Origin of the sequence: Pseudoalteromonas sp. UBA6610 (assembly GCF_002433295.1) — a bacterium.
GTDB lineage: Bacteria > Pseudomonadota > Gammaproteobacteria > Enterobacterales > Alteromonadaceae > Pseudoalteromonas > Pseudoalteromonas atlantica.
Genome location: NZ_DJHW01000063.1, coordinates 75,769 through 82,075 on the forward strand (window position 1 = coordinate 75,769; position 6,307 = coordinate 82,075).

Genomic DNA, 6,307 nt, shown 5'->3' on the forward strand with positions numbered 1-6,307 from the left:
GCTGTGTAACCTACGTTTTCTAAATCGTTATGTTTACCACCAGCACGCACACAACGCTGTGCACTTGTAGCACGCGTGTAAGGGCGAGTTTCGGCGCCTAAAAACACATCCTTAAAAGGAACCATGCCGGCATTGTTAAATAACAACGTGGCATCGTTACCCGGAATAAGTGAAGCCGATTGGACAATTTGGTGCTGTTTGCTGGCAAAAAAGTCTAAAAACTGTTGCCTAAGTTGTGCCGTAGTCATGTGCTGCATGTGAAAATCTCACCTGTATTTACTGTGCTTGCATTGCAAAATCAATTTGTTCGTAGCTAAATCCTCGGTACATTAAGTAGCGCACGCGCTTAGCTTTATCTTTGTACTCGAGGTTGGCCGGTGTAGTTGAATACTTTTTGTTGTACGCTTCCTGCGCAAGCTCAAACCAGTCTATTTCAAGCTCTTCAACCACTCTTTCAAGTAGTGAACGGTCAATCCCTTTGCCTATGGCTTCGCTTTGAATGCGCTTTAAGCCATGGCCTTTAAAAATGTGTTTTCTGACAAACCCTTCGCAATAGCGTTGCTCGTTAATAAAATTGTGCTCTTCGCACCAATTAAGCAGGGTTTCTATAAACTCGTCGCTGGCTTCTTTTTGCTGAAGCTTAAAGGTTAACTCGCGGCGCGAATACTCTTGGCGCCCAAGTAACCACAGTACATAGTTTTTAAGCTTTTGTTTTAACTTATCATCCATTAAGCGTCAAAGCGCCCGCTTTGTTCACTGCTAAGTGGTTTAACATTGCTATCGTCACTTGGCGGTACAACTGGCATAAAAATAGCCTGATAAGATACAAAGAAACTAATGTAGCAAATTGGCATTAAAATCAACAGCGGTAAGAACGATAAGAACATAGAAAGCGCCATAAATAACACACAAATAATGCCAAAAACACTCAATGCGAACAGGTTATGATAAAAAACCAATAGCGAATTTTTAAGCGCCGTTAAAATGCGTTTTTCTTTACTAAAATAAATAAGCGGTACCGCGTAAGCAAACGCCATTAAATACACCGCCATTGCCACTAAAAATAGCACCACACTGGCGCCCGAAATACTATTTAAGGTTTGCTCAAGCGCAATGTTAGGATCAAGCCCCTCTTGGCTCATAATAGCCACCGCATCGGCAAATAGGCCATTAGCTAACAAGGCCATTAAAATACCCGCCCCCATTTGGTAAAGCGCTAAACGTAGTAGCCCTAAACGGTTACCTTTTGCGCTAAAGGGTTTGAGTATGTCTGCTAGCATAATTTTACCGCCCTGCTGCTTGCTAAGCACCGCTTGGTAAAAACCGGCGGTTAAAAAAGGCGTAGCAAGTGCCGCAACAACTTGCAGCAAAGGTAAAAATAACGACAGTATGCCCACTATGCCTATTAATAAGTGCATAACTACAAAGGTAAATGGCTGGGTTTTAAAAATATGCCAACCGGCTTTAAACCACTTTAGCCCGGCATCGGCTTTAAAAATTCGTAATTCGTTAGACATACTGGCTCTTAAATTAAAAAAACACGCCAAGTATAACTTGGCGTGAGGGGGGATTAACAGACACTACATGATTAAATAGTTAAGGTTTTTTAATTTTTTTAATATCTAACATATGTGCGCCGTGTTTTATTTTGGTTTCTAGGTAAGCTTTGTTACCTGTAAGGCCTGCTTTAATGTGCGCGTGGGTACCAATAACGGTGTCTACTTCAATGCCGGCATCTTTTAATGCATTAAGCTTTTTAGGGTTATTGGTCATTAATTTAACGTGGCTTAAATTAAGTGCGTTGAGCATTAATACCGCGTCCGAAAAATCACGTAAGTCGTCAGCAAAGCCTAAGTGGTTATTAGCCTCGTAAGTGTTCATCCCTTGAGATTGCAGCACGTAAGCATCAATTTTATTATATAAACCAATACCTCGGCCCTCTTGGCGTAAATACAATAACACCCCGCCTTGCTCGTGCATCATTTCAATACACTCATTTAACTGCTCGCCACAATCGCAGCGCGATGAATGAAACACATCACCGGTTAAACACTCAGAATGCATGCGAATAAGCGGCACATTTTGATTTACATCAGCATTGTTAAATACAAACGCAACGTGTTCTTGGCCGTCTTTTAAGCCACTAAAAGACACTATTTCTGCGGGAATATCACTATTTTTGCCAACATTAAGCTGGGCTCTTGCTCTTACTTGCGCCACGACAAATCCAAATAATTAAATAACTACGACACCATAAGGTGATAATATCACAAATGTTTAAAGTTAGATCGTAGTACACTAGGTTTATGGCAAATATATGGCGATTACACAGGCTATTTTCAATCTTAATATGCAATAAACTCCCACTACCTAGGGCTATTTCCCCAAAACAATGACAAACTTGTACGCATTTGCTATTTTAATTTTATTACTTTTACCACGCTGCTTATACATTAAGTTAATACACCGCACCTATAAAAAGCTAAAACGGTGTTACCTAGTTATCTCAGCAGGCACTTTTAGCACAGTTTAATGGCGAAAATTAGTTACAGCTTGGTGCACATGGGTATTAGGTAATTAGTTAGTTTTATAAGCAAGCGCCCACACAAGTGATAATGAAAACCATTATCACTTGTGGTATTTTGTTTCTAGATTGAACACTAATAGGGATTATTATGAAAGCACAACACCTCGCCTTAGTTATCGGATTAACCTTTACGGCTTTTGCAAGCCAGGCCAATGCAAGCCAAGTAAGCGATGATAAAGCCGCCTTTTCTGATGCATACCAAAGTTATTTAACGGCTGTTAAAAAAGACGAAAACATAGAGCAAGCAGCTAAACATGCCTATATTACAGGCCTTGCGCTTTATGGTGATAAAAGTGATAACACCGCAAGCCTTGCTATTAATTACGCCAAAGCAATTACAGCGCCGCGCTCTATCAACGACAAAAAAAATGTATCAGAGCAACGCTTCGAACTTTACTCGCAAGCCTATACAATACTGGCAAATAACCACGGTAAAAATGCAATAGAAACAATCGATGCCCTAATAGGCAAGGCTGAAAACACTAGCTCGGCCTATCAAGCCGATAACGATTACGACCGTATAATTGAAATAGCTAAAACACAAAACAACCCTAAATTTGTTGCCGACATGCAGTTTGAAGCAGCCTCACTGTTAGCCAAAAAATTTGCTCATAAAAAGTACCATAAAGCTAAAACGCTGCTTAACCAAGCTGATGACTACTACCGTAATAACCTAGACGACAACACCGTAGAGCGCATTAAAGCCGACTTTTTAATGGCGTCGTTTGCTCAAGGTAAGAAAAAATACAATGAAGCCATTGAACGACTAAACCATGTTGTATCGGTATTTGATAACAACTTAAGCTTTGATCACAGCGCTGAGCTTACTGCGCACTCAAAGCTTGTTAACCTTTACGAAAAAACAGGCCAAAGCGAACAAGCCACTAAGCATTGTTTAGCAATTGCTAAAATGGTGCCGTGGAAAAAAACACAAGAGCAAACACCTATATACCGCAAAAACCCTGAGTACCCACAAAACAAAGCGCGCCAAATGCGAGACGGTATTGTCGTTGTTGAATTTGACGTAGATACCGCAGGCTTTGTTAAAAACCCAGAGGTAGTTAGCTCACAAGGGGGGAAAGAGTTTGAAAGGTCGGCACTTACAGCACTTAAAAAGTGGCGTTATGCACCAAAATTTGAAGACGGCCAACCCGTTGTTGCAAGCACGCAAGTACAGCTCGACTTTAAAATAGCCAGATAACACGCAAGGTATTATAGCGTCTTTTTTGTTCAGGTAGTTTTACTCAAAGCTTTGCGAGTATTTTATCGCTTGCGGCTTCAATTAAATCGAGCACATTTTCAAAGCCATCATCGCCGCCGTAGTATGGGTCGGGTATGGCGCTTTGGCTTTGCTCGCCGTATTCTAAAAACAATGCCAGCTTGTAATGTAAATGAGTGGGGCACTTTGCTTTTAAGTCAGCTAAGTTTTGTGTGTCTGCCGCTAAAATTAAATCAAACTCAGTAAAATCGCTGCTGCGAACTGGCCGCGAAAATATACCTTTAAAGCTATAACCACGTTTTTCACCCGCAGCCATTGAGCGGCTATCTGGCGTTTTACCTTCGTGGTAGCCAATAGTCCCTGCCGAGTCTACCTTAACCTCAACACCTAATTTTTTAGCGCGCGCTTTTAACACCGCCTCTGCTGTGGGCGAGCGGCAAATATTACCTAAACACACTATCAGTACTTTTTTCATTAAGGCTCCTTTAGCTAATTTAACCACCTAGGCTTTAAAACTGTTTTAATATAGCCTCGTTATAGTCATCGGCATTTAAAGTCAGGTTATACTTGGCCGCCACACTATCAAGCTCGGCTTGTTTTATAGCTAACTCATCCATAGTAATGGTGTTATCGTCAAGCTGCCATAAAAGCCGTGAGCCCGCATAACTATAATGAATCGCTAACAATGCATCGGCATTACCCTCGCGCCCTGCCGCTTTTAGCTTTGGCATTTTGCGGGTTATTTTATTAAGCGCTTGTTTAAGCTCCCACACGTACACCACTTCGGTCATAAAACTATGGGTACGGTATTTATTTAACAGCCAGCCAATGGCTAAACTTGTTATAACAACACCGGTTAAATTCCAATGAAAGTGACTCCCGCTTTCATCAGGAAACAACGCAATTAACGTTTGCGATATAGCCAAGCTGCCAACAGCTAAACCCGCCGCACACCCTACAATTACCCTATTTAAATGTTTGCGGTAACGTGCTTTATCTATTTGTATGAGTTGCATAACAGCCTAAAAAATTAATAAGTAAAAATATAGCGAACGCTATTGTAACTAAACCCCGCAATTTTTATAAAATTATTTAACCCCTTTTTGATTTGCCCTCCGTTATAGCTTTTAAACAACCCAATAAGTTTACTCGGAGCGGCTCATGCACACACTTGAAGTACCCAATAATTCAGCATTTATTAAAACATCAACCGCCGTTATTGGCGGCGCAGTAATGACCTTTGCCGCCTTTGCATTTATGCAATACTTAATTAGTGGCGAGCAGCGCGCACCTATAAAACTCGGCGACGATATTATTGTAGAGATTTTTCAGGCTCCAGAGGATTCACAAGTAAGGCATATACAAAAAATACAGCCACCACCGCCTGTACCAAAAACACCGCCTAAAGCGCCACCAATCGATACCTCAAACGACCCTGTAATAGCGATTAACGAATTAACACCAATCACTATTGATGATTTTGGAGATGATATAAATAGCACGATTAACCGCCCAACAGGCGATGCAACACCCATAGTGCGCATAAATCCAAAATACCCAACATCTGCCGCGCGCAATGGCATAGAAGGCTGGGTACAACTGAGCTTTAGTATTTCGCCCACCGGCGAAGTAATAAACCCAGTGGTAATAAACGCCGAGCCCAAACGCACCTTTGACCGCGAAGCAATAAGAGCCATAAAGCGCTGGAAATATCGCCCCAAAGTAATAGAAGGTGTGGCACAATTACAAACAGATCAAACCGTACAGCTCGATTTTAAATTAGATAACTCTATTTAACGGACTAAACGCCTATGCTACTCAGTATTAAGTCATGGTTATTTGAAACGCAAAGCAAGGATTGCATGGCAAGTTACGCAAAAAGTGGCGACAACCGCTACTTAGAGCAGCTTATTTCCCTATACAGTAACGATTTATATCACTACCTAGTGACGCAATCTAATACGCATTTAGCATACGACGTAAGCCAACAAACCTGGCTAAAAGTAATCGAAAAACGCCACCTTTACCAAGCGCAAACCACGCCAAAAGCGTGGTTATTTAAACTCGCGCGCAACACATTAGTAGACGAATACCGCAAACAACAGCGCTTTGTAGAGCTTGACGAAAACACCCACCTACCCGCGCAGCAAAATGAGCAAGGTAATAACAACAGTATTAGCAATATAAATTACCAAGCGTTCGATAGCGCACTCAAGCAACTGAGCTTTGTACAGCGCGAAGCCATTACCTTACAACAAGAAGGCTTTAGCCTTGCCGACATAGAGCTTATAACGCAAAGCAACCATGAGAGCGTAAAAACAAGGCTGCGCTATGCCAAGCAAAACCTTAAACGTTTATTAGGAGCAAACAATGAACAAGCCTGATGAGCAGTTTGACCAAAAGCTCACTCAACACTACAAAGAGCGAAAAGCACGCACTACACTCAGCGCTTCCCAACAAAAAGCGTTACTTAATAATGCCAGCCATAAAAAGCCCTCAAG

General features: G+C 41.6%; 9 protein-coding genes. 3 read left to right on the plus strand and 6 right to left on the minus strand.

The features are described 5' to 3' along the window. From B4F91_RS08600 to B4F91_RS08615, 4 genes are all read right to left on the minus strand, one after another. Nucleotides 1-257: alanine--tRNA ligase-related protein (locus tag B4F91_RS08600; RefSeq protein WP_288635567.1), on the minus strand; the 257-nt coding region annotated here is incomplete at its 3' end. A gap of 19 nt (nt 258-276) precedes the next feature. After that, entirely contained in the window at nt 277-729 is a 453-nt protein-coding gene (locus tag B4F91_RS08605) for a regulatory protein RecX (protein WP_004587512.1), read from the minus strand. After that, entirely contained in the window at nt 729-1,517 is a 789-nt protein-coding gene (locus B4F91_RS08610; protein ID WP_004587511.1) for a BPSS1780 family membrane protein, read from the minus strand. Before B4F91_RS08610 ends, B4F91_RS08605 begins: the two co-directional genes overlap by 1 nt. A gap of 79 nt (nt 1,518-1,596) precedes the next feature. Next, on the minus strand, nt 1,597-2,220 hold the full coding sequence (locus tag B4F91_RS08615; protein WP_024031598.1) for a GTP cyclohydrolase II: 624 nt from the start codon (nt 2,218-2,220) through the stop codon (nt 1,597-1,599). Nucleotides 2,221-2,675: 455 nt separating this feature from the next. On the opposite strand from B4F91_RS08615, the gene B4F91_RS08620 reads away from it, so the two are divergent. Then, nucleotides 2,676-3,788 (plus strand): energy transducer TonB, encoded by a 1,113-nt coding sequence (locus B4F91_RS08620; protein ID WP_154945180.1) that lies wholly within the window; start codon nt 2,676-2,678, stop codon nt 3,786-3,788. A gap of 43 nt (nt 3,789-3,831) precedes the next feature. Here the strand turns inward: B4F91_RS08620 and B4F91_RS08625 are convergent, their stop codons facing one another. Together B4F91_RS08625 and B4F91_RS08630 are read right to left on the minus strand one after the other, a co-directional pair. After that, complete coding sequence (locus tag B4F91_RS08625; RefSeq protein WP_055020337.1) at nt 3,832-4,281, minus strand: low molecular weight protein-tyrosine-phosphatase; 450 nt, start codon at nt 4,279-4,281, stop codon at nt 3,832-3,834. A 34-nt stretch (nt 4,282-4,315) separates the two neighbouring features. Next, entirely contained in the window at nt 4,316-4,822 is a 507-nt protein-coding gene (locus B4F91_RS08630; RefSeq protein ID WP_054983855.1) for a DUF3087 domain-containing protein, read from the minus strand. Nucleotides 4,823-4,967: 145 nt separating this feature from the next. Between B4F91_RS08630 and B4F91_RS08635 the strand changes: the two genes are divergently transcribed. Together B4F91_RS08635 and B4F91_RS08640 are read left to right on the plus strand one after the other, a co-directional pair. After that, nucleotides 4,968-5,603 carry an energy transducer TonB gene (locus tag B4F91_RS08635; RefSeq protein WP_024031594.1) on the plus strand — a complete coding sequence of 212 codons (636 nt, stop codon included), beginning with the start codon at nt 4,968-4,970 and terminating at the stop codon, nt 5,601-5,603. A 14-nt stretch (nt 5,604-5,617) separates the two neighbouring features. Next, nucleotides 5,618-6,190 (plus strand): sigma-70 family RNA polymerase sigma factor, encoded by a 573-nt coding sequence (locus B4F91_RS08640; RefSeq protein ID WP_288635570.1) that lies wholly within the window; start codon nt 5,618-5,620, stop codon nt 6,188-6,190. Nucleotides 6,191-6,307: the final 117 nt, after the last annotated feature.

What these genes read in the sequence shown, in the direction of transcription:
- B4F91_RS08605 (WP_004587512.1), bottom strand. Translation starts at nt 729, where the DNA reads ATGGATGATAAGTTAAAACAAAAGCTTAAAAACTATGTACTGTGGTTA.
- B4F91_RS08610 (WP_004587511.1), bottom strand. Translation starts at nt 1,517, where the DNA reads ATGTCTAACGAATTACGAATTTTTAAAGCCGATGCCGGGCTAAAGTGG.
- B4F91_RS08620 (WP_154945180.1), top strand. Translation starts at nt 2,676, where the DNA reads ATGAAAGCACAACACCTCGCCTTAGTTATCGGATTAACCTTTACGGCT.
- B4F91_RS08625 (WP_055020337.1), bottom strand. Translation starts at nt 4,281, where the DNA reads ATGAAAAAAGTACTGATAGTGTGTTTAGGTAATATTTGCCGCTCGCCC.
- B4F91_RS08630 (WP_054983855.1), bottom strand. Translation starts at nt 4,822, where the DNA reads ATGCAACTCATACAAATAGATAAAGCACGTTACCGCAAACATTTAAAT.
- B4F91_RS08635 (WP_024031594.1), top strand. Translation starts at nt 4,968, where the DNA reads ATGCACACACTTGAAGTACCCAATAATTCAGCATTTATTAAAACATCA.
- B4F91_RS08640 (WP_288635570.1), top strand. Translation starts at nt 5,618, where the DNA reads ATGCTACTCAGTATTAAGTCATGGTTATTTGAAACGCAAAGCAAGGAT.